Origin of the sequence: Pleionea litopenaei, from assembly GCF_031198435.1 — a bacterium.
Taxonomy (GTDB): Bacteria; Pseudomonadota; Gammaproteobacteria; order Enterobacterales; family Kangiellaceae; genus Pleionea; species Pleionea litopenaei.
In genome coordinates this window covers 2,354,811-2,381,013 of the sequence record NZ_CP133548.1, presented here as the reverse complement: position 1 = coordinate 2,381,013, position 26,203 = coordinate 2,354,811, and the positions used below count along the sequence as shown (strand labels likewise).

Sequence of the window (26,203 nt, the reverse complement as noted above, 5' to 3'; positions counted from 1 at the left end):
AATAGTCAGTTAGATTTAAACGAAAAGACTGGTTCTACCCAACCGTAAGTTTTAGAGACTGTTTTTATGACATTACGAATTAATGGACATGGGCACCTGTTGCCAACACCCGATCAGATTCCCACTTTTATGCGTGAGAAGAAGTTCTTTTGGGTCGATGATGCGCGAAAACATATGTGTCAGGGTGAATGGAAGCGTCCGATAACCGATCCAAGTTTCTTTTTAGAAGAGAAACTGCAGTGGATGGACGCTAATAATATTGATCATGAAGTGGTATTGAGCCTATCTCAACTTTATTGCAATGGCTTCTCTGAACAAGATTGTTTTGATGTTATTCGTTTTCAAAATGACTTCAATGCTGAAGTACAACGTTCGCATCCGAGTCGATTTACCACCGGATTTGTTGTACAGCCCGCATTTATTGATCAGGCTCTGCAAGAAATAGAGCGCTGCGTTAATCAACTGAATATGAAAATGCTGTGCTTGAGCACCCACTACCTGCACCAAAGTGGCGAGTGGTTATCGGTTGCCGATGAGTCGGTCGCGCCGATTTGGGAGCTCGCCAACGAGCTTAATCTTGCACTAGAGATTCATCCATACGATGCGGGCAGAATGGTTAATTTAAAGGATCGATTTTGGCGCAATCACTTAGTTTGGATGATGGCTCAGACCGCTGATACTTACTTGATGTTCACCTTGCAGGGATTTGCACAGCGTTACCCCAATGTTAGAACCTGTTTTGCGCATGGAAACATGCTGGGTCATGCAAACTATGGTCGGGTCGTTCAAGGGGTAGAGGGGCGTCCGGATTTGTTTCCAGATACTCATCATCCTAGCCAAACCCTCGCCCAACCCAATGTGTTTTTCGACACCTTGGTGCATGACGTCGATACGCTCAACTTGTTGATTAAGCGCTGTGGTACCCGTCAAATCGTTTGGGGGGTTGATGATCCCTATCCTCTTGGAGAAATGGCGACGGTCGCCAACTGTTACCCTGGAAAGCTTCTTGATGATGCTGTGACAGCCGATATTATTGATGAACAACAGAAGCACACCATCATGTCTGACAATATTCTGAACTGGTTGCGCTTAGACCTGGCTAATCGATAGTTTTCAATACTTCTTGGCTGCGTCATTTTAATGCCAAAAACCCCCGTTCTGACCACATCTTTGCTCGGCATCGCCTGCCAGTAAAGGCTGTGGTGGCTTTTGGTATGGTTATCGTATAAATCGATTGTTATGATTCTTTCAATCAATTATACAGATTAATTCCTTCTCGTTAACATAGTCCTCGAATTAAGCGAAAGATGCTCTGGCAACCGTTCAGGCATCCTTCAAGTGAATACTCAATAAGCGAGGACTAATTATGACTCAATCAATTATCAATACTGAACTTAAGCCATTCAAAGCGACGGCGTTCCACAATGGTGAATTTAAAGATGTAACAGAGAAAGACGTGTTAGGAAAATGGAGCGTATTTTTCTTCTACCCAGCGGACTTTACCTTTGTTTGTCCGACCGAGCTGGGCGATATGGCGGATCATTACGCGCAACTTCAAGAGATGGGCGTCGAAGTCTACTCAGTTTCAACGGATACGCATTTTACTCATAAAGCGTGGCACAGCAGCTCAGACACCATTAATAAAATTAACTTCCCGATGTTAGGTGATCCGACCGGAACTATCTCACGCAACTTTGGTGTAATGATTGAAGAAGACGGTTTAGCGTTGCGCGGTACTTTTGTGATTAACCCAGAAGGTGAAATCAAAGTCGCAGAAATTCATGACTTAGGTATCGGTCGTTCAGCTGCTGAACTTGTCCGTAAAATTCAAGCGGCACAATACGTAGCAAGCCACGACGGTGAAGTCTGTCCGGCGGCATGGAAACCTGGCTCAGAAACCTTGAAACCATCGTTAGATCTTGTCGGTAAAATCTAACGCTAACGAGTCAGTCAAAGTAATCTAAGCGCGTCAATTCGCGCTTAGAAAACGAATCGGGGCTTACTCAGTGATTGTTGCAATCGCTTTTTGCAGGCAATCGACACCCTCCAATTGTTTGAGTTAAGCCCCTCCTTATTAAATTCAGATCAGGAGTTAACATGTTAGACGCTGATTTAAAAGTACAACTCAAAGCTTACTTAGAGAATTTACGCCAGCCGATCGAGTTACGTTTAACTCTTGATCAGCGGCCCGAGTCGCAGCAAATGGCACAGCTTGCAAACGATATTGCAGAGCTTTCGTCATTGGTATCGGTTGCAGATAATGGCGTGGCAGAGCGCGCACCAACCATGGAAGTGGTTTCACTTGAGAAAGGCACGCAGCTTGCTTTTTCTGGTATCCCGCTTGGTCACGAGTTTACCTCTTTGGTACTGGCCTTGTTACACAGTGGCGGACACCCGCTAAAGGTCGAGCAAGACCTGATCGAACAGATCAAAGATCTCGATGGATCGTTTAACTTCGAGTCGTACATTTCATTGTCGTGTCAAAATTGTCCCGATGTGGTTCAAGCGCTCAATATGATGGCGGCATTAAATCCTGCCATTAAGCATACGATGGTCGATGGAGCATTGTTCCAAGACGAAGTGGAAAGCCGCAACATTAAAGCGGTTCCTTCTGTGTACTTGAACGGGGAATTGCTGCTGCAAGGGCGAACCACTCTGAAAGAGTTGGTTAGCAAACTCGATGTCAATGCAGCAAAACGTGAAGCGGAAAAATTATCTAGTAAAGACGTCTTCGATATGTTGGTTGTTGGTGGAGGCCCCGCAGGTGCTTCGGCGGCCATTTACAGCGCGCGAAAAGGATTGAATACGGGCGTGGTTGCCGAGCGGTTCGGTGGCCAAGTAGCGGACACGGTTGGTATTGAAAATTTCATTTCAGTTCCCTACACCGAAGGTCCAAAGTTGGTTGCCAGTTTGGAACAACATGTTACCGAGTATCCAGTCGATGTAATGGCCGGGCAGAAAGTTAAAAGCATTGAGCAGAGTGAGCTCTTCTCGATAACCACTGAATCCGGCGCTGTGTTGAAAGCTAAATCATTGGTGTTGGCGACAGGTGCGCGCTGGAGAAAAATGAACGTTCCTGGCGAACAAGAATACTCAGGTAAAGGTGTCGCCTACTGTCCACATTGCGATGGGCCTTTATTCAAGGGTAAAAAGGTGGCGGTTATTGGTGGTGGTAACTCTGGGATTGAAGCGGCCATTGACCTCGCTAATATTGTAGAACACGTAACGGTATTAGAGTTTAGCGATCAACTCCGTGCAGATGAAGTGCTGCAACGAAAGGCTCGTTCGATGTCGAACATTGACATTATTATGCAAGCTCAAACTACGGAAGTAGTCGGCGATGGCAAGTCCGTCACCGGAATAAAATACATGGATAGAACAAACAATGCTGAACATCAAATTGAGTTGGCGGGTATTTTTGTACAAATTGGCTTGGTGCCCAATAGTGATTTTCTAAAAGGTGTCGTAGAGCTGTCGCCTCGTGGTGAGATTGTTATTGATGAACGTGGTGAGACCAGCGTACCAGGCATTTACGCTGCAGGGGATGTAACCACGGTTCCGTACAAGCAAATCATTATTGCGATGGGCGAAGGCGCCAAAGCATCTCTGAGCGCGTTCGATTATTTAATGCGTTTAGAACCAAAAGTGACCAGCGAAGAATCCAAAGCAGAAAAAGCAGCGTAGTAGTTAATATTGATAGGTATTCCAGTTTGTTTTTCTCGCGCTAACATGGATGTTGCCCCCTTTAGAGCCCTCAACTGAGGGCTTTTTCTTTTGACTTTATTGAGCATCTTGGTTATCAAAGTCTGACCGATAGTCTAAACTTAAGCCTTTGAATTCAAAAAGATTAAGATAATAAAATGAATCGCTCGACCGACTACCTAGCCTTTATATCCTACCGCCACGCTGACAACAAACTATCAGGTCGTCAGTGGGCAACGTGGCTGCATCAAGCTCTCGAGACGTATCAAATACCAGCCGATTTGGTTGGACAAACCAATGATCGGGGAGAAACCATTCCCTCGCAAATTTTCCCTGTTTTTCGCGATGAAGATGAATTGCCAGCTGACGCTGACCTTGCAAACTCGATCACTAAAGCGTTAGATAACACCGGAACGCTGATTGTCTTATGCTCACCGAATGCCGTTGCTTCGACTTATGTAGCTGATGAAATTGACTACTTTAAATCGCTGGGCCGCTCAGATCGAATCATTGCCGCATTGATCGATGGTGAGCCCAATTGCAGCTGGGATTCCAGTAAAGCGGAATTAGGATTTGCAGCAAGCGATGAATGTTTTCCCCTGCCATTACAGTTTGCCTATGATGATCAAGGACAACGTACTGAGCAACGAGCTGAACCGATTGCGGCCGATTTTCGATTAAATTTGAATGGAAAGCCTCAGCAAGGTTGGACATCGACAGAAGCTTTAAAACAGCACTTGCGTGAATCAGAAAGCTTTACCAAAGAACAACTCGAAGAAGTGGCAAAAAAGTATGATGAGCAGCAACATCTTATGCTGCTTAAAATTGTCGCTGGAATTCTTGGAGTACCTCTCGGCGCTTTGACGCAACGAGATAAAGAGTATCAGTTGGCCTTGGCACGGCAGAAAGCCAAGCGTTTACGGCAGTGGTTAAGCGCCGTTGCGATGTTGGCCGTTGTTGCTGTCGCCGCAGGGATATTTGCTTATTTTAAACAACAAGAAGCGATTAAAAATGAGCATCGTGCTCAACAGCAAACCGTCATAGCTCAAGAAAATGAACGCCTTGCAAAAGAGCAACGAGATCAATCATTGATTGGTCAATCGCGCTTCTTACTCGATCAAGCCAAGCAAGCGAATGAATCTCAAAGATACAATCATGCATTATTGCTAGGGCTTAATGCTCTACCCGGTGACTATGGGGGTGAACGTCCATTGGTCGATGATCTTTCTGCGATGCGAGAAGCCTATTTTTGGCATCGTAAGAAAGCACAGTTTAATTATTCTGAAAATATTGTTGAACAGTATTTTCTTTCAGACACGAATTTATTGGTGGTAACCGAAAGACAGGTTTTTATAGAGAACTTTAAAACCGCTGCAGAAAGTAAAGCTCTAAAGGTTTCATTAACTGGCGCAGAAAAAATACTGGCTGCGAGTTTATCAAGTGATAAAGAATGGTTAGCTGTGGCAACGTCATATGGAGGAATACAGTTACTCAATCTGTCAGGTAAAGATTCTATTGTGGTACCAGCGAAAGTTGGCTTTAAACATGTCATAGTTTCTGAAGATGTCTCGTCTATATTTGCCTTTGGTGCCGACAACCAACTCTACCGTTGGTCCTTTGAAAATCGGAGCTTTGATTATCAAGTGGCTATTGATGAGCTTTCTTTCTCGGCGATGCCTGTGTTGTCGAAAGACAGTAAGTATATTTATTATGAAACCGTTACATCAAATAATGACCAATACCAGGCGAATGTCGTCGTTTACGAGTCGAACACTGGCCGTCAAATATTTAAGCATCCCTCGATGAATAATGGGGCGATTACGGGGTTTCATAGTCGAGTTTTGCCCAATGATACAATAATGGTATATCAGCCGACGGGTTTCTCGGTTTTTAATTTAAAAGATGGGGCCTTAGTCAATAAAAATGAACAACAATTTGTTAGTCTTAGCCCCAATTTAGAGCACTTCTTATTTTTTGCAATAGAGCCAAATCAACGAACGGAACTAGGGCTCTTTCATCAGCCCTCCCAAAACATGGTCATGTTAAAAGCATTAGGGGAAATGTCTCGGTTTCAGTTTTCAAATGATGGCAGTAAACTGATCACGGTTCACTTTGGTACATTATTTGTTTGGAACACACAAACGGGATTATTAGAAAATAAATTAAAAGTAATCAGTGATACAAACTTTTTATTAAGTGATGATGGCAACTTTGTTTCATCTTACTCAAAATATGGTAAAAAATTAGGCGTATGGTCAACAAAAGCAAGTCATAACATTTTGCCACTCGATAAAGACTATGAAAACTATGGGAGTCAACTGAGTGAGAATGGGCAGTACGCGATCGTCGGCCTTTTGGGTGATCGAAGCCGATACGATTTAGTCAATGCATCGACAGGCGAAAGTTTATTTGAGTTCACATTAAAATGTCGTCGTGATGGTGAGTTTGTATGGAACTCAGCGTTTGATCGAATTAGCTACCGCTGCTGGGAAGGCGACGGTTATGTTATCGATATTCCGACACAACAACACTTAGCGCTTGTCAGCGAAGAAGATTCAATGCGGATTAAATCTAAATTTAACCAGAAAGAATTTCTTTACCTAACGTCAAAATGGCAGGAGTTAGATAAGCTTAAAATAGTAACCGTTAAACAAACTGCTGAACCGTCGTCTCCTGTTCTAGAAGTTAAGTCTGATATAGCTTGGGAAAATACTCTCGAGCTGGATGTTGATGACTATGAGCTATCTCCAGATCACACTCAGCTATTAATTCAAAGTGATCAGTTACCATTGAAGTTGGTAAACCTATCGAGCAATAAAGTGTTGGATTATCCGAAGAACACTCAAGGCTGTGAAATACTGAAAGAAAATGATCGTGACTATGTGTGGTTAGCTTGTCGTAGTAATCAACTTTTGAAATTAAGTTGGAGCAAGCCTGGTGAATTGCAAATAATAGATTTAGATAGTCGAGTGAGAAAAGTGGTAACTCATAGTTTATCTAAGGTTGCCTTTGCGGTTTCGGAAAATAAGCGCTTGTATTCTTTGAACGTTGAAACGATGGAAAAACTAGGTACGCCAACGACTTATGAGTCATCTCCGGATGTTTATTTTTCTAATGACGGCGCTTTCTATTTTATTGAACAATTAGGAACCGCAATTTATAAAACCCATGATCGGCAGCCATTCTTTCGTATTCCTTCTGATGTTGGAAATGGGATTGTCTATTCGAGAGAATTAAATAACTTTTTTATGATGAAAAGCCAAGCACTTCATCGGTTTGTCGATGGCAAAGTGTTTAGTCGCCCAGCGATTGTGTCATTAACCATTAAAGATGATGATTTAATTGAAAAAACTAAGGCAATTCTTACGTTAAACGAGCGTTGCCTAAGTGACGAGCAGCGAGCAAATTATTATCTATTTCCACTCGATGAAGAAGCGCGCATTCGAAGACAGTGCGCCAAAAGATAAGTATGAGCAGTGACCAATGGTTGAAGCAACATGATTGCCGAGTAAATTAAAAGCGCTATTGATTATTTTCTGTAAGGTATTCACAAAGTACTTCATACAGCTGACTCTTTCGATAAGGCTTAGTAATGTAGTGCTTAATCCCTAAAGACTCTGCACGTTGTTGTTGTTCTTTTGTAACACTGGCGCTAAGAATCACAACAGGAATTGTACGATGATGCTCTGATTTTCGTATTGCTTCAATCGCTGAAAAGCCATCCATAATTGGCATTTGGAGATCCATGAAAACGATGTCAAAAGGCTTCTTATTTAAAGTTTCTATGGCTTGTTGACCATCGTCTGCAATAGATACGGTAAGCCCAAGCTGTTCGAGAAGTTTTGAAGCAACAATTTGGTTAACATGGTTGTCCTCTACTACTAACGCTCGCTTTCCAGTAAAGCTTATAGCGTTACTCTCACTGCTTGGAAGCAAATATTGTGGTGTACTTTCATTCTCGATGCCAAGGTCTTTAGAGTTGTTGATGATGTCAAAGGGAATGATAACGCGGAATTCGGTACCGTGATGTTTCACGCTTTCGACAGAGATGGTTCCTCCCATCATATCAATAAGCTTTTTAGTAATGGATAATCCTAGTCCGGTACCACTGTAAGGTCGAGTATCGGACTCGTCTTCTTGACTAAACGCATCAAACAAACGGTTTAATTTATCGCGACTGATGCCAATACCTTGATCTGATATTGTGATTATTAATCGAATGCGTTGGGAATTGATTGTCTTTGTTTCAAAAGCGACTTGTACTTCGCCTTGTTCAGTGAATTTCAGTGCGTTTTCAGTGAGGTAAACTAGAATTTGCTCGAATCGTATTCGATCGCCGCTCAGCTCCGGAGTAGGAGTCGATGGGGTGATGATATTAAAGTCCAAACCTTTGCGGCTTGCTCGATGGGCGAACAAGGTTTCTAATCGGTCGATGGTATTTTCTATGGTAAAAGGAGCGACATTGAGTGCAAATCGACCCTCGTTAATTTTTGAATAATCGAGAACCGTATTAATAATATCGAGTAATAGATAAGAGGTGTTTTCAATCTTTCTAAAATAGCCAAGTGCGACTGGATCGGTTAGTTCATCTTTGGCTATTTGGCAGAAGCCAATAATAGCATTAAGTGGGGTTCGGTATTCGTGACTCATGTTAGACAGAAACTGGCTCTTTGCATGATTGGCATTCATTAAATTAACGTTTGCCTTCTCGAGATCATTGGTGCGAGATTTTACTTCGAGAGCTAGTTGACTATTAAAACTAGTGATCAGTACAACAAATATAAAGCTCAGTACACTGAGTAGGCTCCCAAGAATTAGAACGATCCAACTAAACCAATCGGTTGATTGAGCATCAAATCTTGAACTGCTTTGAAAGTAGGTTCGATAGTGTTTATCAAAGAAATCAAAAGAAATAGAGTAGCTAAATTGAGCGTCATCTTTATGCGTGTTGTTTTGAAAAGCGATCGACTCTTTGTCGTCAACAAAATAAACCGTTTGATAGTTAAAGTCGTTTTCACTTGCCTTATATATTGCGTCGAAAACTTGATCGGTTTCAAATACGATCTCAACCAGCCCGAGAAGCTGGTTCGCCTCTACAGGATCGAACACTGGGTAGTAAGCAATCATACCATTGAGTTTTTCAAGCGATTGAACAAGATGGATCTTTGGTGTTAATACGACCTGGCGATTGTGGATCGCTTTACTAATGCTTGTTGCAATAAACGGATGTGATTTTAGATCTAAGCCAATGGCGTCAACATTTTTTTGAAAGGGTTCAGAATAGGTGATTGGTAAATAATAATCTTGGCGTGGAGCAATGGTTACCTTTTGGTTGCGATCAATTGTACGAATTTTATGTTTCTCTAAACCTCTTTGTCTGAGGAACTGTTCATAAGTTTTTCTCTCTGACGCCTTAATTTTTGGCGCCCATGCGATCGCTCTAATGTTGATGTTCTGATTTTGAATCGAATAAACAAATTGTTTAAATTGTTCTTGAGACAAGTTTTTATTGAGCCCAATATGTGCCGCAATCGCATACAAGTATTGGTTGACCGTATTTTCGAAAATCTTTATTTGATCGCTAAATGCGGCTGTTGATTCATTGAATTGATTTTGTCTTTCATTGAGATAACTACTTCTAGAATAGATGAATACGCTACTCATTAAGGCAAATAAAGTGATGGCTGGCAAAATAATTCGAAAGCGTTTAGAAACAGCACTGAGTAAAGGTGAATTGAATAAGAGCAGCACAATGGGGGTAAAAAATAATACGCCTAGTATGTCTCCAATCCACCAAGTGAACCAAAGAAACAATCCTTGTGATAGGTCAAATTGATTTATCAAACTAATACCTATCGCAGCAATTGACGAGGCTGTTAAACAGGCCATAGGCCCAATAATAACGAAAAATCGAAAAATAAAGTGTCCAGAGTGAAGCGCAATGGGGGGCGTTAAAAACTTAAACAGCAAAGACTTGGCAACGTATAGTTGTAAACAACTGGCCAAAGCAATTAAAGAGGGAATAATGAGTAACTGCCCGTCGAAGGACGCACTCGAAAAAGAGACCTGTAAATTTGCTAATAAACTGCCTAGAAAAATCCCAGGCACCACCCAGCGGCCTAGCATTAGATATAATCCTAATGCGATGCCTGCCGCTGGCCAAATAGCACTCGCAAAGCCCGGAGGAATGGCAAACAATAAGCCAAGCTGTGCAAAGCCAAAGTAGGCCGCACATCCAATAAACAGCTTAACTAAAGGGTGTTGGACAGGATGCAATGCAATAGACCGCTATTCTATTTATTTGTTTATAAATATAACAGCCTAGCGGTAAATTGGTAGCTCTAACGGATTATTCTGAGATTTATTGCTTTACTTCAATCGATTTCGGTTATGAGGCACATTGAAATCTTGAAGTGGGCCTAGCGGCACAATAAAGGTCGGATTGATGGTGTCGTGAGATCCGTAATAATGATGTTTAATGTGGTGTAAGTTAACGGTTTCAGCGACACCCGGAACCTGATACAGCTCGCGTAGGTAGTTAGTCAGGTTTGGGTAATCCGCTATGCGTTTGAGATTGCATTTAAAATGCCCAACATAGACCGCATCGAAACGAATCAATGTGGTAAAAAGGCGCCAATCAGCTTCTGTTAGCTGAGAGCCGACTAAATATCGTTGCGTATTCAATCGTTGCTCTATTTCTTCGAGCGCCTCAAAAAGATTTTTGACGGCTTCTTGATACACGTTCTGGTCAGTCGCAAAACCGGCCTTGTAGACACCATTATTGATTTTGTCGTAAACCATGGTATTTATTTGGTCGATATTGTCGCGTAATTCTTGCGGGTAGAAGTCGAGACTGTTTCCGGTAATGTGGTCAAATGCATGATTGAACATTCTAATGATGTCGGCGGACTCATTGTTGACGAGTGTGTTTGTTTTCTTGTCCCATAAAACAGGCACGGTTACTCGACCGGTGTAGTTTTTGTCGGCATGAGTATAGATTTGATGCAAATAGCGAGCGTTTAAAATCGGGTCATGCACGACTCCAGAATAGTCTTCAAATGTCCAACCATGTTCGCGCATGTAAGGATTGACAACCGATACGCTTACGAGATCTTCAAGACCTTTCAATTTTCGAAATATGAGTGTTCGATGTGCCCATGGACAGGCTAGAGAAACATAAAGATGATAACGATTAGGCTCCGCTAAAAATGTTGCAGTGCCACTATTTGTATTCGCGGTCTCGGGTAAGGTTGCAACGATGGTGTCGCGAAAAGTTGACGATTGACGCTCGAAGCGACCGCCCGTTGTCTCAGTATCGTACCACTTATCTTGCCAACTACCTTCGACTAATAATCCCACGTTAATCCTCTCTTTGGTCATGCATTGCATTTGCTGATAGGTATAGTATAAGTGACTCTACTTGGAGTATTTATCGAACCTTTCAATAGGTTTCATCTAATTGATATATGTAACCACTGAATGAATGGTGCGAAAGTTGTTTAGTGTTTTTTGAGTCTATTAAAGATAGTTAAGGTGAGTTGAGCAATTTGATGAGCACACTTAAATTCGAAGTAACGTTAAAAATAGTCCTGATGTTATTGATACTCTCACTGAGCACTTTGAACGGCTGTTCTACATCGAGCTCTATTGGTCTCAAGCACTCGCAAGTACCATGGCAAATGAATATGAGTTCAGCCATTGATATCACCGCATCGTCTCCCGAAATGCTGACTAATCTCCAGTACTCGTCTGTATTGGCGTTGCCGTTTAGGCAATTTGATCAACGTATTGATTATGGTAGTGAGCCATCGCAATTTGGATTACTTTGGTACGCTGAAGGCGATGCTAAAAAGCGAGCGCCCATCATCGCTTTAATTCATGGTGGATGTTGGTTAAAAGCTTACGACGTTTCTCATACCTATGCTTTGGCAACTGAATTATCAAACCAAGGATTTCACGTTTGGAACATCGAATATCGTCGCAGTGATCAATTAAATGCCAGCTGGCCGCAAAGCTATCAAGATATAAGACGTGCGCTGGTGGCAATGGATCAACTCGCGGTTGATTTCAACAGAATCGTGCTGCTCGGGCATTCTGCCGGCGGTCATTTAGGATTATTAGCGGCCTCTGATAAGTCGCTGGTTGCTCAACTTCCAAGGTTGAAAGCCATGGTTGGCTTGGCGGCTATTATCGACATTGAGCAGTATGCTCAGGGAAATAATAGTTGTGAGAGTGCGACTCAATATTTTATTGGAGCACCATGGCCAAATCAGTTAACGTCGTACCGGGAAGCCAACCCGATTCATCGCTCAATGCAAATTCCGATTTATTTATTTCAAGGGAAGCAAGATCCAATTGTAGGTTTTCCGGATGTATTACCTTGGCCAGTGAGTCTTTTTGTGGATGACAAAGCAGGACATTTCGATTGGGTTCATCCAAAGAGTTCTGGATTTCGTTATTTAGTTCAACAGCTAAAAGATATTTAATGGTTGGTTAAATGAGACCTAATTTTTTATTACTAATAGTTAAAATAAAAATAACATTTAAACCACTTAGTTATGGTCCAAATTAAAAAAATGGCTATAAGGATCGTCTAGTTATAGTAACTCGATAGAGTTCACGAATCAGATTATCTCTCTTTCGAGATTGTTGATGCAGTCTATACTTAAAATACACGCAAATCGCTTGATCTTTAGGTTTTAGATCATTAATGTGCGCGCTGCTTTAAAACTGAGGGTAAGCAATGACAAAATCGGTTTCGCCGCTAATCAATGAGATTTTATCGGTCAAAACAAATGAACAAACTCGGTGCATTGAAATTCAAGTGGCCGGTGTTTTAAAAAGTGATGACGTTATTCATTTGTTAGAACAAATCAAAGCTGCGCAACCTGAAAATCAAGTGTATTCGCGTTTGTACGATTTTTCAGAAATAGACATAGATGTGTCGGTACAAGAGTTTGATCGTATTTTGTCGCACGCTCAAAAGTTGTTTAAGGTACGTGGTGTTATCTATAAAGCCGCTTTTGTCGCGTTAGACCCTTTTGTTCGCCAACTCGCTGAACTGTATAAAAGCGCCAGTAGACCCTATGGGTTCAATGATATCGAATGTTTCTCTTCTGTTGGCGAGGCTAAAGCTTGGCTAGCTGAAAAGTAACGGTTTTTAACAGCTAGTTAGCTTGTCAACACATTCTGTTTTGGTCATGTCGTGCATATTAACCTGCTCATCCCAAATGCGCCGCCAGACTGAATTTAATAATGTCATATCTCGGTCTTGTTGAACTTGAATGGGTGGCAGAATTTGTCGTTCTTCAGGAAGTTGTTGGTCTGTCATTGAAACCTTCCCAATGGCGAAAGTAAATACATAACTTGGCTCCATGCCCATTCGTAGATCGCTCATGACGACCTGAGAGTTATGCAACCAATACTTATTGAAACCTTTACTAAACCAGTCCAGACGATTTCGATACCAATTATCGGGGAGCTCGCTGGCCAAGTGAGTGTTGCGAGAAAAACGTTTTAGCTGAATATTGGTTCGGTCATCGAATATTGAACGGTAGCCATCGTAATAGCTGTGCTCATTGATCGCCACCACGCGCCATAAAAAGGTTGTAAACGGTGCCGGCGTGATCAGTGTCTTGTCGTAAGCGATGTGTTCTTGTTGTAAAGTCGAACGTAACGAATTACCGACCCAAGATTGCGCGATAACACTCCACAGCAAATAGGCACTTGAAAGTACCATGCCAATAGCATTTGCAGAGCGAGAAAACGACGTGTTCGGTTGACGAATCAAAGTGATCAGCAGGCCGATCAATAGGGGAATCGTGTAGAGCGGATCAATAATAAAAATGCTACCAATTGCGAAAGGATAATCAGTTATTGGCCAAAGAAGTTGAGTGCCATAAACAGTAAAAGCATCAAGCAATGCGTGTGTTGTCAAACATAGAAAAATAAGTCGCAGCCATGGCCAAAATACCTCTTGAAAAGATTCTTTACGAAGGCGCGTTCTCCAATAACTGATTAGGGCGGCGATTACTGGCGCAGCAATACTCATCAATACTAGAGAATGGGTAGCCGAGCGATGGAACGTAAAGTCGCTGACCGGGTCTCCATAGCTATAAAAGACATCGAGATCAGGAAGGGTACCAAATACTGCACCCCACAGTGCTGCTTTTCGTCCGAGCGTTTTCTTTGCAGTAGCGTGGCCTACGGCAGCACCGAGGACTATTTGTGTCACAGAATCCATAATAATTTACAGCGTTTCGTTAAGCCTTTACTGTTATACGATAAAATCAATCACGTACCTTAAATTATTTCGAGTTTTGGAGTCAATCGGCTAGACTTTTAACTCGGCTATTTAAGGTATGGCTTTTGCAGCATAAATGAAAAATCGATAGTCAATCGATAGGCTATCTAAAATGGCGTTATCGCAGGGATCTTTTTACTGCCTTATTGAAAAGGCAACTCTACTCTTTCTAGACAACAAAAGGACCGCAGCAATCATGGCAGACAATAATATACTTACTACCTTTTTGCTATTCCTTATAGCAGCGGTTATCGCGGTTCCATTATTTAGAAAAATTAAGCTCGGCGCTATTTTAGGCTATCTTGTGGCTGGGATTTTACTTGGCCCTTTTGGGGTTGGCTCAGTCGCTGACCCAGATGCGGTTCTGCATTTTGCGGAAATTGGTGTGGTGTTGTTGCTGTTTGTGATTGGTCTAGAGCTCGACCCAGACAAACTTTGGTCAATGCGTCGACACATTGTTTTCTTGGGCAGTTTTCAACTCGTCATTTGTGCTGCAATCATAGCTCTCGTGGTTTGGATGGTGACACAAGAGCAGGCCAGTGCGATTGTTATCGGACTCGCACTGGCACTTTCTTCAACGGCATTTGCCATACAACTGATGGCTGAGCGTGGTGTAATGGCGCGCCAACAAGGTCGTCGCGGTTTTGCCATTTTATTATTTCAAGATTTAGCGGTGATACCCATTTTGTTTGTGGTTGGGGCTTTATCGGTTAATACAGAACACGGCGAGTCTGTCAGCATTATCTGGAGTGTCGCCGCGGTTATTGCGTTATTAATTATCGGAAAGTTTTTAGCCATTCCAGTACTTGCATTGGTTTCTCGTTATGGCAGTCGAGAGACGATGACGGCTGCCAGCCTGTTGATTGTTGTTGGCGCTGCGTATTTTCTAAATGTGGCCGGATTATCGATGGGAATGGGCGCGTTTATTGCGGGTATTTTACTCGCAAACTCAAGCTTCAAGCACCAATTAGAAAGTGATATTGAACCGTTTAAGGGAATGACCCTAGGGCTGTTTTTTATTGCCATAGGTATGACTCTTGATTTGCAGTTACTTTGGCAAAAGTTGTGGCTGGTTTTGGTATTTGCTGTGTCATTGATGATTTTTAAATCAATAGTCATCGCATCGTTATTGCGAATGGCTAACATCGAATGGCGTAACGGTATTTCAGTTGCTCTGATGTTGTCACAAGGCGGAGAGTTTGCTTTTGTTATTATGGCCCAAGCGAGCAGTGGTGGCGTTATTGCGACTCAAACGGCGGATATGGTGAACTTAGTCGTGGGACTGTCGATGGCGTTCACGGCTCCGCTGGTTGGATTCTTCGAGTGGATGTATCGCCCAAGGGTGACCAGCGTTACTTTGAACGACGAGGAACCAAGTTTTGAGAGTACACCAGAAGTTCTTATTCTTGGCTTTGGCCGTTTCGGCCAAACCACAGGGCGTATTTTAGCGGCCGACCGAATACCTTTTATTGCCATCGATAAAGATGCTGAGCACATAGAGTTTGTCAGGCGCTTCGGAAATAAAGTGTTCTTTGGTGACGCAGAACGTTTAGATGTACTGCAAGCTGCGGGCATTGAGCAAGTGAAAGTTGTATTACTTGCGATCGATAATACTGCCCAAATGGAGTCGATAGTGCGCCTGATTCGGCAGCATTATCCGCAAGTAAGAATTATTGCTCGTGCGCGCAATCGAAGTGCTTATTGGTCGCTTAAAGCAGCTGGGGCCGATGAGGTGATTCGCGAAGTCTTTGAGGCAAGTTTAAAAGCGGCGAGCCAAGCTCTCATGTCAATTGGATTTAGTTCAGGGGAGTCGATGCGACGAGTCGATGCCTTTGCGCATCACGACACACAAGTCTTAAACGACACTTATGCCCATCGTGATGATATTGACAGGTTGATTGAAATTGGCCGCCAAGGACGAGCCGACCTAGAGCGGCTGTTTGATGCCGACCGCAAATAACCCTTTAATTGGTATTTTCGGGGACGCTATCGCTTTTTGTTGCTAACCGCAGAAAATAACTCTATTTTGCCTCAAGAAAGGTCTTATTATCTCGTTATTTTATGATGAAGCCTTGAAAAAGACCGTTCAGCGCCCATTAATCGTTAGTATGAGAATCTGTTTTTACCGAAAACAGAGGTAAGCACAAAACAATAACAAAGTAATCGCCACTAAAGTGGTATAGGCAGACCGGCAGATGCGAACTACACTTAATGAACAGTGCATCAGCAAGTAGCGCGCTAGGTATTGCCAAAACAATGCGTTGTGATAGAAAGTTTGTCGCAACCCCAACATTAAGGGTGAGCAATATGAGTCAACTTGAACAAGCGTCACTGGTATTATCGCGTCAGGATTTGATTGAACCATCGCTGACTGATCGTGATCACTTAAAACGAAACACAACGCTGGCAGGCTATCCTGAATGGATGATGCAGCTGCTAGGAGCCACGCAGATTGCCCAAGGCGATTTGCGTATTATGGGGCGGTGTTTGCCACAGCGGCTCGACACCGTCGAACAGATGATTGCAATGCTTGATTCAGCAAGCGACCATCTTGGAGGCAGCGATTTCAATTAGTAATGATTTGAATGATCGTTGAGTCCTGTATAATTTTTGTTTAATTCTCCCGCGGCGCTCAAAATCTCTTTGAGTGTCGCACCTTTAAGCTCTGAAGCGCTTATCTAATATTCCTTTTACGTAAACGTTAATCAAAATGAATCACGATTGGTGCGGTATCGCGAATCGGTTGCACTATTGTCGTGCGTGTTTTTTAAGCGTATGGTGCTATAAGCAGCGGGCGTTTTTTAGCCAAGTGCGATAAAACGTCATAAAACTTGGGCAAGATAAGGAAGCATGGTTTGGTTTAAAGTTTGATTAATAATTGGGAGAATGTGATGGCAGCACAGGTATTGAGGCTCGATAAATCAGGATTTCCAATGCAATGGATTGGTGTTGAAGAAGCCGCATGCTACTACGCGAAGAATATGGTGTTATGGAGTTTAGGTAAATTCTGTGTCACCTTGCATGGAGGGCATAGCCGCCTAACAGGTGAGCAGTCTTTGTTACCCATAGCTCCCGTTATCGCCATTGATGGAGCTTTGCATGAACAAGCGCACAGAGTACCAAAACTTACCAATTCAGCTTTGTTCGCCCGTGATAAGTTCCATTGCATTTACTGTGGGAATTTATTTCCGAAAAACTTGCTGACTCGCGATCATGTGATCCCGAAAGGACATGGTGGACACGATACTTGGACTAACTGCGTGTCGGCGTGTAAAAGCTGCAATCATCACAAAGGGTGTAGAACTCCAGAGCAAGCCAACATGCCGTTACTGGCTGTGCCTTTTAAGCCGAATAAATTTGAGTATATGGCTTTGGCAAACCGCAATATTTTAGCTGACCAAATGGATTATCTAGCCAAAGGATTTGTAAGGTTTCAGGCGTAACTAAGATAAATATTCTTGGTTAATTCAGTTTTATGAGTTCATTACTTTTCGCGTTTACAATACATCGCTTAATGAGCAAGTGATAGCTATCTGCCGATCAAGGAATTATATTTTGCGTAAAGAGATACGAGCGAAGATTATTGAAGTATGTGAGCAAAAAATTAGCAAAAAAAGGGAAGGATGTGGATGTGTCTTTCTATGCTTTTTTTTAAAATAAGAATGATCAGCCTGAAGTTTTAATGGAAGCAGCCCGCTGGTGGATAGAAACACATCAGTTGGATCACTTCGAGAAGGCCAGTAAGATATTAGAAATAGTTGAATTTGAACATTAAGACCTTCGAGGTACTTGTTCAGCTGTTTATGCTGATTCAATTATGGCTGCTTCTAAAATAAGTCGTCAATGAACAAGGTTATTTAACGCAAGCTTACCGATGAGCCACAAAGGTCTATGGCTTTATGGGTTGTAAATGATGTCACCTAAATTATTTATTCCAAAGTTAAGGTAATTCAACAGTACTAAAATAAGCGTTACCTTTTTCATCAACAATACAGCTATAGAGATTATCTAAGTAACTTTGAAGAAATCGTTCTTGATTTTGAATGTTTGCCTTTAGATAAAGTCGCCAATCATTTTGGTATCGTTGGTTACAAAATGGAAACTGGTTTTCGACGTCAGAAATGCAACTAGAATCAGTTTTACCGCAAGTTTTAATCAAGTTAGATTTTATCTCCTTAGCAGTGACTTTGGGATTTAGTATATCGCAACCAACGAGTGATAAGGTAATGCAAAACGCAAAAGTCGTTCGATAGCTTATCGAGCTTTTCTGTGAGTGCTTGCGTAAATGAGTCATATCCTATTTCCTGTCGTTCAACTTGGCTAGAAGAAGGGGCGAATTAAGTTAACCGCGAGTAAAAGATTAGTTGAAAATTATTCTAGTTGTATGCGGGAGCGAAAAGCAACCCGCACCATTTTGTGATTACCAACTATAATTTCGATTGCTAATTTGACTCAAATACATAAACAGCACCAGCACCATCGATTGAGGTATTTTTCACCCGCGCTTATTGGTTTAGAACTATTTTATTTTTTTATAGGTGCCCTTGTAGTCCCCCTGCTCAAAGAGCAAGCGGCTACCATCTTCTGAAAATGTAAAAAGAATGGACGGCCCATACATTTGTTCAAACAAGAATTTACCATTGCCTTGATAGGTTAAATCGGTACGAAACTCATTTTGAATAACGTGCACTAATGTTGATCCTGACCGTTCAAAGTGCGCTTCGCTTGATGGATCTTTAATGTCGACATATCGTCCAACAAACTTTTCAAGAGTTGCAACGGTGATGTCTATCTTTGAATCGTTAAAGTAGGCTTTGAGTAGCTGTTGATATAAGCTATTAATATTGTCATTTGAGGCATTTGAAGTGACCACCAAGGTAACATTATCCGCAGGAAAGTGAATGGCGGTGACTTTGTAAGCATCAATGGTCCCACGATGACCATACCCTTGGCGATTCGATAATGTATAAGGCACAAGACCCAGTCCAAAGTTATTTTTTACTGTCAGCATGTTCTGAAGGTTGTCGTCATCGAGTAACTGCCCATTAAACAAGGCGTGATAAAAAGAGGCAACATCGATAGCAGTTGATACAAGCGAGCCTGCACCTAGTGTAACCGAAGAATGTGCTTGAGGTGTTTGCTCCCAGCCTTTGTCAGAAAAATGGTAAGGTAAACTTTCATTGTTGGAAATTTGCATTTGATTGCCTTCATAAGTATTGAAAAGCTTAAGTGGCTTGGCGATTTTATCTGAAATTAGTTCAGAGTAAGGCTGCTGATAAATACTCTCTAGTATTAACCCAAGCAAATAGTAGTTAGTGTTGCTGTACTCGCCTTTTGACTGTGGAGTAAAATCGCTACGATAAAAACTAAATTTATCAAGCATCTCTTCTCGAGTATGTGCTTTTGTATAGTATTGGAAAAAGTCTTCATCTTTACTGTAGCTAGGAATACCACTGCTATGCTGAAGCAGATCTCGAATGGTAATTTTACTGGCATTGTGAATCATCGGATAATATTTCTCTAGAGTATCGTCTAGCGATAACTTTCCTTCTTCGACCGCGAGTAATATCAAAACTGCCGTGTAAGTTTTTGAGACTGAACCAATGCGATAGCGCGAATTTACGGTCGATACTTTTTTCTGCTCAATACTATCGAGACCAATTGACTGCTGATAAATTACGTTCCCATTCGCCATAATGGCAATATTTCCCATAAAGTCTTTTTTTGACTTTGCCAAGGTAACGACTTTATTCAGTCGTTCAACAAGCGACTGCATTTCGACCGAGTTTTCAGTTGGCAGCTTTGGATTGTTGATTTGTTCCTCTGATAACGTTTCCTTGCTTTCAATTCGGTTCGAGGACTCGGGTTCCGAGCAGCCGGAAAGTATAAGTGGAATATGCAGAAGCGTTCCAATAAGAAATGTTTTCCAAAAAGCACCATTTTTTAAGCGCTTGATGAATGAGGTATGACTGAACGGAAATTCTGTAACGTTATGTTTTTTCATTGTGTTCCTTGTTTGTTTTTTTGTACGTGAGCGAAACATAATTACTTTCGATTTATGGTCCCTTAGTGGTTTAACGATCGAACTTATTCATAAACTGGAAATCGGCCTAACTGATAAGTCGCATTAATGCCTCGCAAGGGGTGTTTTATTAAACATTGGTATGAATCTGCAGTGTAAAATTCCGCGATGATTTGAAAGAGCAGGCTCAAATTTACATTGCCAAACCGCGATACCTGCCTCTTTGGTCGTTAAAACTGCAAAAAAAGTTTTAATTTACACAGAAGGTGAGAAGACTAATGACTCGAAGCACATTGGTTTAGACATTTTTTGTCGCAATTTTATTATCAGTTCGAGATTGTCTTATAGATTTCTGTTGAGGTATTTGCGAGTTCCCATTATAAATTAGCTTTCTTACTCTAAGGTGATTTGAATCATTTGAAGGACTTTTCTAAATAATTCTTGTTCGTGTAGAAGAGTAGGTCGTAATGTATTAACAACTCGGAGGCTCAAAATGACACAATCAATCAAAGGACATTGTCTTTGTGGCGCAGTCACGGTATCGGTTCAGCAAGTGGATACAAAGGTGGGCGCTTGCCACTGCTCAATGTGTCGTCGGTGGGGCGGTGGTCCTTTACTCGCTGTTGACTGTCACACAGAGGTCGAGTTTAGCGGAGAGCAGCATGTAAAAAGTTTTGCCTCTTCCGAGTGGGCTGAGCGAGGGTTTTGTGGGCAATGTGGCACTCACTTGTTTTATAAATTGCTTCAAACGGGTCAATTTATCATGCCGGTGGGTTTGTTTAACAATATAGCTAACCTCGAATTTGATCATCAGATATTTATTGATGAAAAGCCAACCTACTATGAGTTTGCTAATCAAACCAAGAATATGACCGGGGAAGAAGTGTTTGCGCAGTATTCTTAACAAAATATGTCTTAAGAAAGATTTCTAAAAAGAGATTCCTTAAATAGAAGAACGTTTAAATAGTATAGGGCTTAAAATGAAATATATTGAGTGGTTAAGTATTGTCAGATGATCAGTATCCAGTCTTTATTTCTGGACCTTTGTAACTGAGAGGAAAAATAAAAAAAAGAGCGCATATGCGCTCTTTTTATTTAGATAGTTAAAGTATCTAACTACTGAGTCTCTAACACTGCCAAACGAGACTGATCTAATAACTGCAATTGTTTGAGTACAATACCGGTGGCGTTTTTTGCGCCAATCGGAATATTGATTTGATGTTGCCCTGGCTCAAACCACTTCGCATAGTACTGAACGGCTTTCGGCTCGGTTCGCTTTCCGAGTTGCGAAAACATCCAACCCCGTAACTCATAGCGGCCCGCTTCGTTTACATTGATAGTAACGCTCAGATTACCCTTAGCGAATTTGTGGTTCGATATACTGGCCGTTTTTTGGTGAATATCAACCGCAAGTTCAGCAGTGCGTGGAATACCTTCTTTGCTTTCACTGTTTAAGACGACTTTCCATAATTCACCGGGTTCACGTGAAGTATCCATGGTCAGTGCAATTTTTGCTTCCACGCCTTGTTTTCCATTGGCAAGCGACATTGGAAATTGACGACCATCTGGTGAAATTAATGTTGCGTTGTTTGAGCCAGTTTTGAATGAGGCTCCCGCTAAGTTGACACTGACGACTAACGTGTCTTGATCCGCAAAAGCTGGGCGGTCAGTTTTTAAAGATAAATTCACATCACTATTCTTATCGAAAACATGAATTAAATAGCGATCGTTATCTGCAACGCCTCGGTTGGTTTTTAGCGCAAAGTTGCCCTTGCCCATACCTTCATCGATGACAAAAGCGGCAGTGTTTTTAAAGATGCCTGGATGGGTATTACTCAGTTGATCGCTGTTCGCTTTGATTGCCATACCCGACTTGTTCACATTGAAGTTGCCACTTGCACCGGTTAACTCAAGATCATCTGGCTCAATAACTGCCGGTGTAATGGCTTTACCTTGAACCAAAGTTTTCACCGGCGTTACACGAATAACCGCTGCCGTGCCTGCGGTGTTGAGTGAAACACCTTGTTTTAATTCGCGTCCAGAGACTTCTTGATAGTAACTTTTACTGACGACCGATAGCCCTTTAACGCCGAGTGCTACGTCTAAGTCTGGATCGAGCTGTTGTGTAAAGCTCACCGCTTCGGTGCTTTTGTTGGCCATCGACGGAGCGGAAACTTTGTGAGTGGTCGCCTTGGTCGGAATGGCTTTTTTACTGGTATCAGCCATTAACGAACCGCTAAGACTCGTGGCGATGAGAAGTGTTAAGGTAGTTAATTTCATCTGCTCGCTCCTTATAGGTCGTTTCTTAAAATAACATCAAGGTTGAAACACTGACGTCGACTTTGATTGTGACTCAATGGTTCGTCTCCGCGAGTACGATCGGTATCGTTAAACCATAAGGTGCCAGCGCCATTTTGCGAGCTACAATTCAAAAAGCCATCAGAGCAGCTATTTAACCAGTTTTGGGTGGTTTCTAATCCAACATTTTCGAGGTAGCCACCGCAGTAACTGTCAGAGTCCCATATCGCTGATTCAACGTCCGTTCCTACGATATTCCAGAATCCGGTTGGAAGCGCTGGACGACCCGATGTACCGAGTAACCAACTGCCGTTGTAGTATTCCATCCAACTGACTTGTTGTTGGCGTACGGCGTCAGATTTATAACCAAGTAACCAACCAAGTGATTGTTCGAACACGTTACCTTGCATAACGGCATCGGCTAGCGGTGTACCTTTGCTTGATGCTGCAACGGCATTCACCCAGCGAATATTGTTGATGATGGTTGGGTATCGAGAATCCCAAGTTGGGTTAGACAAGATCCAGCGCATCACGTTACCACCATTTGAGTGGGTGATTACCACGAGATCGTCGATATTTTTACTGGTGATGAAGTTGTGTAACTGTCCTGTCAAGCAGCCAGCTGCTGCGTCGTCCCACATGTATTTTTCAAAGTTGCAATTAACGACAAGAAGATTGGATGAGTTACTCAGACCTTGTCGAACCGATTCAACAAAACCTGATTTCCAGTAGTCGTTGTAGGCGTCGGACTGTTGTCCGGTACCGTGAACTAAAGCTACGCCAGTATTGGCACTGACGACGCCCCAAGTAAGCGCACACAATAGCGCTGCAAGCGATAAAGTTCTTCGCATAAATCCCCCTTTTGATTGTTCATTGGGTGACTCGCACGAATCGAATTTTCATGATTTAAATCACGAACGGTTACTGATCCTTAAACCCTATCTGACTCCCTGTCAGTTCATGACAAACAGCTCTCGATGATCAAACAATTTGGGCCGAGACACGCGTCAAATGACAAGAAGGGGAATAGCACGCTAAGAAATTCTTTAAATATTGTGAATATTCACAAAAAGATGAGATTTAAACGCTGGAGGGTGCCTCTGGTCTGTCCTCATACCATATGAAAGTAACTAAAAAACAGAGGGTTAAGTGTAATCTCATATATAGAATTCAAACGCTGGTCCAGTTTTCGAAAAGGATTTTAACTGCACTTATTTCGCGCAATGCAACACGTTTTTATGCAGTAAATTGGTGCGTTATAACCTTTTGAAAGGTTGCAATTCAGTGATTTCTAAAGCGTTAGAACGGTGATGTTGATCGAACATTGAGTCTCATTTTGCTGAATAGGGTAGCTCGGAAAGGTCGAGTAGTGGCGATGCATCAATGTTCTCGGCATCCATCATGGTTGCAATATGCTGAACATTCGCCAGCATTTGACTTTGCTCCCACTGTTCAAGGGCTTCAAAACGTTGAATAAAGTGGTGTTGCAGAAGCTGTGGCGCCTTCTCTAAGATTGCTTCGCCAGTCGGTGTGAGGTGCAGCTTTAGCCGACGCTTGTCCGACTTAGAACGCTGCCTTTCTACTAATGACTTATCTTCAAGTCGATCTAAGATACTGGTTACCGTGGCTGGACTTAAATTAATATTGTCGGCGAGCTGCTTTACCATAATGCTGTCATGCAGTTGGATTTCGTTAAGTACCATCAGTTGAGGGCCGGTGAGCCCGGTGTCTTTGCTGATCTTTTTCGAATAAAGATCGATTGCGCGAATAATCTTTCTTAGAGCGATCAATAAATCCAAGTAACGGCGATTTCCGAAAGCGTTCGGCGCGGACTGAGGCTTAGAAACGGTTTTATCAGAGGTCTCATTGTTCAATCGACTGCCTGATTCTTGCATTCACAACTCCCGTAGATTGATCGAAAAGCCTGCCTATAATCTATTTTACTTTAAGAATATAGTTAGACATCAAATGATAATATTGTCTTTATTGCGCCTTGATTGATGTAAAAACACTAATTAAAGCTAAGTTTATAGCGCTATAGGTTGAAAAATACACGAAAATTAATTAGTATTCAAACCATTCTAGGTCAAACTAATTAAGGCGGTGCAACATTTTTGGTTAGCGAGAGGGCCTCAAACGCCCTCGTCAACTGAGATTGAAGCCCGATAGTTCAATGCAAAATAAGCCAATTCCAACGCGTGAGACTTTTCCTAATTGGTGGAGAAGGGTCATTCTTGGTAAATCGTGGCGGCGTCGATTGAGTGACCTGATCGGCTGGTTGTGCCTGATGCTGATTTTGTCTTTGTATGTTTTTCCATGGCTCAAGCGAAAAGTTTTGGGTTTAAATTCAAACGATAAAAAAGGAAATGTTTAAATATGCCGACTGAAAGTTATATTTCTCTCGCGATTTATTTCCTCGCTATGCTTGCGATAGGATTGTTTGCCTATCGTAATTCGACTTCTGATTTGTCTGGTTTCATTTTGGGAGGGCGAGCAGTGAGTCCACAGGTAACCGCTTTGTCTGCGGGTGCTTCAGATATGAGTGGATGGATGCTGATGGGATTACCAGGCGCAATGTTTGTAATGGGTTACGACACTATGTGGATAGCGCTTGGTCTATTGATCGGTGCACTGTGTAACTATCTCTTCGTTGCCCCTCGTTTGCGCGCTTACACCGAAGTGGCGGACGATGCGCTAACGTTACCCGATTTCTTCGATAAACGTTTTAATCGTAAAAATTCGCCAGTTCGAATCGTAACGGCGACCGTGATTATTTTGTTTTTCACGTTATATACCTCCGCTGGAATTGTTGCCGGTGGAAAATTATTTGAGTCGGCCTTTGGTTTAAGCTACGAGATAGGTCTTGTCGTGACCGTGGGAGTGGTTGTTGCCTATACTTTGTTAGGTGGGTTTCTTGCCGTGAGCATGACGGACTTTGTACAGGGCTGCATTATGTTCGTAGCGCTTATTCTAGTGCCGATCGTAGCCTACCAAACGTTTAACAATGGAACTGAACTGCTCAACACCGCCGCTCAGACCATTGACCCTATCTCAGAGATGTTAGGGGAGCTTACCGTCTTAGGTGTCGTCTCTTCGTTAGCTTGGGGGCTTGGCTATTTTGGGCAGCCTCACATTATCGTTCGGTTTATGGCGATTCGGTCAATTAAAGACATTTCAATTGCTCGTAATATTGGCATGAGTTGGATGACCGTCACCATCATTGGTGCTTTAGCAACAGGGTTGGTTGGCGTTGCCTACGTTAATAAGACTGGATTGCAGCTCGAAGATCCCGAGACCATTTTTATCGTGTTTTCAGAAATTTTATTTAATCCGTTAATCAGTGGTTTCTTAATGGCAGCGATTCTAGCTGCAATCATGAGTACGATTTCTTCGCAGTTGTTGGTGTCGTCTAGTTCATTGACGGAAGATATGTATCGAGCTTTTGCAAAGAAAGAGGTCGATCAGAAAACCATGGTCACCATTGGACGTATCGGTGTATTTGCGGTAGCTCTGGTTGCAACGCTGCTGGCACTTGATCGTTCAAACAGTATCTTGTCGTTAGTGAGTAATGCTTGGGCGGGTTTCGGCGCAGCATTTGGTCCGTTAGTTTTACTCAGCTTATTCTGGTCGCGAATGACCCATGCGGGGGCTGTAGCGGGAATCGTAGCCGGCGTTGTTACCGTATTGTTTTGGATCTACGCTCCCGTTCTAGACGATGGTAAAGCGTTAAGTTCAGTGCTCTATGAAATAGTTCCTGGATTTATTGTAAGTACAGTTGTGACTCTTGTGGTGAGTCGAATGACCGAACAGCCATGTGAAAAAACCACCGAAACTTTTCACATTGCTCGCAAGCAGGTATTGGAGGCTAGTTCTTAACT

At 42.4% G+C, this 26,203-nt stretch carries 20 protein-coding genes; 12 read left to right on the top strand and 8 right to left on the bottom strand.

Annotated elements, in window-relative coordinates; all coding sequences use genetic code 11:
• The first annotated feature begins 66 nt into the window (after positions 1-66).
• The 4 genes from Q9312_RS10710 (at position 67) to Q9312_RS10695 (ending at position 7,169) form a co-directional block, all read left to right on the top strand.
• The gene (locus Q9312_RS10710) at positions 67-1,110 is read left to right on the top strand and encodes an amidohydrolase family protein (RefSeq protein ID WP_309200838.1); all 1,044 of its coding nucleotides are present in this window, start codon (positions 67-69) and stop codon (positions 1,108-1,110) included.
• A gap of 256 nt (positions 1,111-1,366) precedes the next feature.
• Positions 1,367-1,936, top strand: a complete 570-nt coding sequence (gene ahpC / locus Q9312_RS10705) for an alkyl hydroperoxide reductase subunit C (RefSeq protein WP_309200837.1) — start codon at positions 1,367-1,369, stop codon at positions 1,934-1,936.
• Between the two features lie 161 nt (positions 1,937-2,097).
• Positions 2,098-3,684, top strand: a complete 1,587-nt coding sequence (gene ahpF, locus Q9312_RS10700; protein WP_309200836.1) for an alkyl hydroperoxide reductase subunit F — start codon at positions 2,098-2,100, stop codon at positions 3,682-3,684.
• A gap of 176 nt (positions 3,685-3,860) precedes the next feature.
• Positions 3,861-7,169, top strand: a complete 3,309-nt coding sequence (locus Q9312_RS10695) for a toll/interleukin-1 receptor domain-containing protein (RefSeq protein ID WP_309200835.1) — start codon at positions 3,861-3,863, stop codon at positions 7,167-7,169.
• A gap of 55 nt (positions 7,170-7,224) precedes the next feature.
• On the opposite strand, the gene Q9312_RS10690 is transcribed toward Q9312_RS10695, so the two are convergent.
• On the bottom strand, positions 7,225-9,978 hold the full coding sequence (locus Q9312_RS10690) for a CHASE domain-containing protein (protein WP_309200834.1): 2,754 nt from the start codon (positions 9,976-9,978) through the stop codon (positions 7,225-7,227).
• 93 nt (positions 9,979-10,071) lie between these two features.
• On the bottom strand, positions 10,072-11,061 hold the full coding sequence (locus Q9312_RS10685; protein ID WP_309200833.1) for a glutathione S-transferase family protein: 990 nt from the start codon (positions 11,059-11,061) through the stop codon (positions 10,072-10,074).
• 191 nt (positions 11,062-11,252) lie between these two features.
• On the opposite strand from Q9312_RS10685, the gene Q9312_RS10680 reads away from it, so the two are divergent.
• Both Q9312_RS10680 and Q9312_RS10675 read left to right on the top strand, forming a co-directional pair.
• Complete coding sequence (locus Q9312_RS10680; protein ID WP_309200832.1) at positions 11,253-12,188, top strand: alpha/beta hydrolase; 936 nt, start codon at positions 11,253-11,255, stop codon at positions 12,186-12,188.
• A 257-nt stretch (positions 12,189-12,445) separates the two neighbouring features.
• A complete protein-coding gene (locus Q9312_RS10675; RefSeq protein WP_309200831.1) occupies positions 12,446-12,856 on the top strand; it encodes an STAS/SEC14 domain-containing protein in 411 nt (136 codons plus the stop codon).
• A 6-nt stretch (positions 12,857-12,862) separates the two neighbouring features.
• Here the strand turns inward: Q9312_RS10675 and Q9312_RS10670 are convergent, their stop codons facing one another.
• Positions 12,863-13,936 carry a metal-dependent hydrolase gene (locus Q9312_RS10670; protein ID WP_309200830.1) on the bottom strand — a complete coding sequence of 358 codons (1,074 nt, stop codon included), beginning with the start codon at positions 13,934-13,936 and terminating at the stop codon, positions 12,863-12,865.
• A 265-nt stretch (positions 13,937-14,201) separates the two neighbouring features.
• Between Q9312_RS10670 and Q9312_RS10665 the strand changes: the two genes are divergently transcribed.
• The 4 genes from Q9312_RS10665 (at position 14,202) to Q9312_RS19445 (ending at position 17,780) form a co-directional block, all read left to right on the top strand.
• Positions 14,202-15,965: a monovalent cation:proton antiporter-2 (CPA2) family protein gene (locus Q9312_RS10665; protein WP_309200829.1), complete on the top strand. Its 1,764-nt coding sequence runs from the start codon at positions 14,202-14,204 to the stop codon at positions 15,963-15,965.
• Positions 15,966-16,312: 347 nt separating this feature from the next.
• Positions 16,313-16,579, top strand: a complete 267-nt coding sequence (locus Q9312_RS10660) for a hypothetical protein (RefSeq protein ID WP_309200828.1) — start codon at positions 16,313-16,315, stop codon at positions 16,577-16,579.
• Between the two features lie 317 nt (positions 16,580-16,896).
• Positions 16,897-17,448, top strand: coding sequence for an HNH endonuclease (locus tag Q9312_RS10655; RefSeq protein WP_309200827.1), 552 nt, complete (start codon positions 16,897-16,899; stop codon positions 17,446-17,448).
• Positions 17,449-17,687: 239 nt separating this feature from the next.
• A complete protein-coding gene (locus Q9312_RS19445; protein ID WP_353961533.1) occupies positions 17,688-17,780 on the top strand; it encodes a DUF6500 family protein in 93 nt (30 codons plus the stop codon).
• 165 nt (positions 17,781-17,945) lie between these two features.
• Here Q9312_RS19445 and Q9312_RS10650 read toward each other — a convergent pair whose 3' ends face one another.
• Together Q9312_RS10650 and Q9312_RS10645 are read right to left on the bottom strand one after the other, a co-directional pair.
• Complete coding sequence (locus tag Q9312_RS10650; protein ID WP_309200826.1) at positions 17,946-18,299, bottom strand: hypothetical protein; 354 nt, start codon at positions 18,297-18,299, stop codon at positions 17,946-17,948.
• Between the two features lie 225 nt (positions 18,300-18,524).
• The gene (locus Q9312_RS10645; RefSeq protein WP_309200825.1) at positions 18,525-20,009 is read right to left on the bottom strand and encodes a serine hydrolase domain-containing protein; all 1,485 of its coding nucleotides are present in this window, start codon (positions 20,007-20,009) and stop codon (positions 18,525-18,527) included.
• Positions 20,010-20,520: 511 nt separating this feature from the next.
• Between Q9312_RS10645 and Q9312_RS10640 the strand changes: the two genes are divergently transcribed.
• Complete coding sequence (locus Q9312_RS10640; RefSeq protein ID WP_309200824.1) at positions 20,521-20,931, top strand: GFA family protein; 411 nt, start codon at positions 20,521-20,523, stop codon at positions 20,929-20,931.
• Positions 20,932-21,143: 212 nt separating this feature from the next.
• On the opposite strand, the gene Q9312_RS10635 is transcribed toward Q9312_RS10640, so the two are convergent.
• The 3 genes from Q9312_RS10635 to Q9312_RS10625 all read right to left on the bottom strand — a co-directional run bounded on the left by Q9312_RS10635 (position 21,144) and on the right by Q9312_RS10625 (position 24,220).
• Positions 21,144-22,307 (bottom strand): DUF4785 domain-containing protein, encoded by a 1,164-nt coding sequence (locus Q9312_RS10635; protein ID WP_309200823.1) that lies wholly within the window; start codon positions 22,305-22,307, stop codon positions 21,144-21,146.
• An 11-nt stretch (positions 22,308-22,318) separates the two neighbouring features.
• On the bottom strand, positions 22,319-23,176 hold the full coding sequence (locus tag Q9312_RS10630; protein ID WP_309200822.1) for a hypothetical protein: 858 nt from the start codon (positions 23,174-23,176) through the stop codon (positions 22,319-22,321).
• Between the two features lie 480 nt (positions 23,177-23,656).
• The gene (locus Q9312_RS10625; RefSeq protein ID WP_309200821.1) at positions 23,657-24,220 is read right to left on the bottom strand and encodes a MarR family winged helix-turn-helix transcriptional regulator; all 564 of its coding nucleotides are present in this window, start codon (positions 24,218-24,220) and stop codon (positions 23,657-23,659) included.
• A gap of 481 nt (positions 24,221-24,701) precedes the next feature.
• On the opposite strand from Q9312_RS10625, the gene putP reads away from it, so the two are divergent.
• Positions 24,702-26,201: a sodium/proline symporter PutP gene (gene putP, locus Q9312_RS10620; RefSeq protein WP_309200820.1), complete on the top strand. Its 1,500-nt coding sequence runs from the start codon at positions 24,702-24,704 to the stop codon at positions 26,199-26,201.
• Positions 26,202-26,203: the final 2 nt, after the last annotated feature.